1 protein-coding gene and 1 pseudogene are annotated in these 1,527 nt (G+C 66.7%); one reads left to right on the forward strand and one right to left on the reverse strand.

Annotated features, from left to right (window positions below):
• A pseudogene (locus tag ACFP9U_RS24970) lies at nucleotides 1-193 on the reverse strand (branched-chain amino acid ABC transporter substrate-binding protein); the annotation flags it as partial.
• 203 nt (nucleotides 194-396) lie between these two features.
• Here ACFP9U_RS24970 and ACFP9U_RS24975 point away from each other — a divergent pair.
• The coding region (locus tag ACFP9U_RS24975; RefSeq protein ID WP_378625573.1) for a (5-formylfuran-3-yl)methyl phosphate synthase at nucleotides 397-1,527 on the forward strand (1,131 nt) is incomplete at its 3' end.

The following is a 1,527-nucleotide window of genomic DNA, read 5'->3' on the forward strand; positions in this document are numbered from 1 at the left end:
CAACCCCCTCGTCACGCGGCGGTATGTCCAGAACCGACAGCGCCAGCTCCGGCGCATACGCGCGGAGATAGCCGATCCGGATCTCGATGTGCGCATCGCCTGCCGACCCCGATGCATCCTCCTGTGCACGGGCGGGCGAGACGTTGACGCTCAAAAGAAAAAGGTACAGAAACGCAAGGAGAGTGTATGGCACCGCGCTCTTCACAAGTTCGACTCGTTGAAGTCCTGCACGGCCCGTAAACCGCGCAAAAGAATGTTGATGAGGTGCCCGCTCATGATGGTAGCGCGTTTGAGAGCTTGCGCAACCCCTCCTAGATCCATTTCACGCGTGAACCGGATTGCCGGTTGCCGCGTTGATGCACGAACCGGCGCCTCGCGGCGCCCGAGGTGCATTCGATGACCAAGTTTCTGGCCAGCGTCACCGGGCGGCAGGAGGCCGAGACAGCTCTTGCCGGCGGTGCCGACATCATCGACCTGAAGAACCCGGAGGACGGCGCGCTGGGCGCCGTCGCCCTGGACGAGATCCGCAAGACGGTCGCGCATGTGGCCGGCCGCCGGCCCGTCAGCGCCGTCTGCGGCAACCTGCCGATGGACCCCGAGGCGATCCGCCTGGCCGCAACGGAGATCGCCGAGACCGGCGTCGACTACCTGAAGATCGGCTTTCTTCCCGACGTCCAAGCGGCAGCCTGCGCGCGGGCGCTCGCAGGCCTCGCCCCACGGGTGAAACTGGTCGCCGTCCTCTTCGCCGACCGCGATCCGGATTTTGCCATCCTGCCCGCGCTTGCCGAAAGTGGCTTCCACGGCGCGATGGTTGATACGGCGGGAAAGGGCAGGGGCAGGCTGCTCGACCACCTGCCGCCAGAGCGTATTCCCGATTTCATCAACCCGGCACGCGCCCATGGCCTCATGGCCGGGCTAGGCGGATCGCTGGAGGCGCCGGACATCCCACGTGTGTTGCCTTTGGAACCGAATTTCCTCGGCTTCCGGGGTGCGCTTTGCGACGGCTCGCAGCGCACGAAGACGATCGACATCGATTGCGTCAGGCGCATCCGTGCGCTCATTCCCGAGGAGCGCCTGGCCGGCGACTCCGCTGCCGTCGATTACCGGCTGCTTGCCGCGCGCGGCTACTCGCCCGAGGCGGTGGACCCGAAGCTCGGCACCGACAAGATCTTCGTGCGCGACTTCGTGCTGCCGGTGGAGATCGGCGCCTACAGCTTCGAGCACGGGCGCCAGCAGAAGGTGCGCTTCGACGTCACCGCCGAGGTGCGCCGCATTACCGACGATCCGCAGGACATGCGCCACGTCGTCTCCTACGACATCATCATGGACGGCATCCGGGGAATCGTTGCGCGCGGCCATGTGGAACTGAGCGAGAGCCTGGCCGAGCAGGTGGCCGCCCATGTGCTGTCGGATCCGCGCGTCGTGCGTGTCACTGTGCGGGTCGAGAAGCTGGAGCTCGGTCCGGGCAGCGTCGGCGTCGAAATCGAGCGCAAGCGCCCCGCCGAGGCGCCGGGCCTGCGGCCGGGC

The sequence above is a fragment of the Nitratireductor sp. GCM10026969 genome (assembly GCF_042660605.1).
Lineage (GTDB): Bacteria > Pseudomonadota > Alphaproteobacteria > Rhizobiales > Rhizobiaceae > Chelativorans.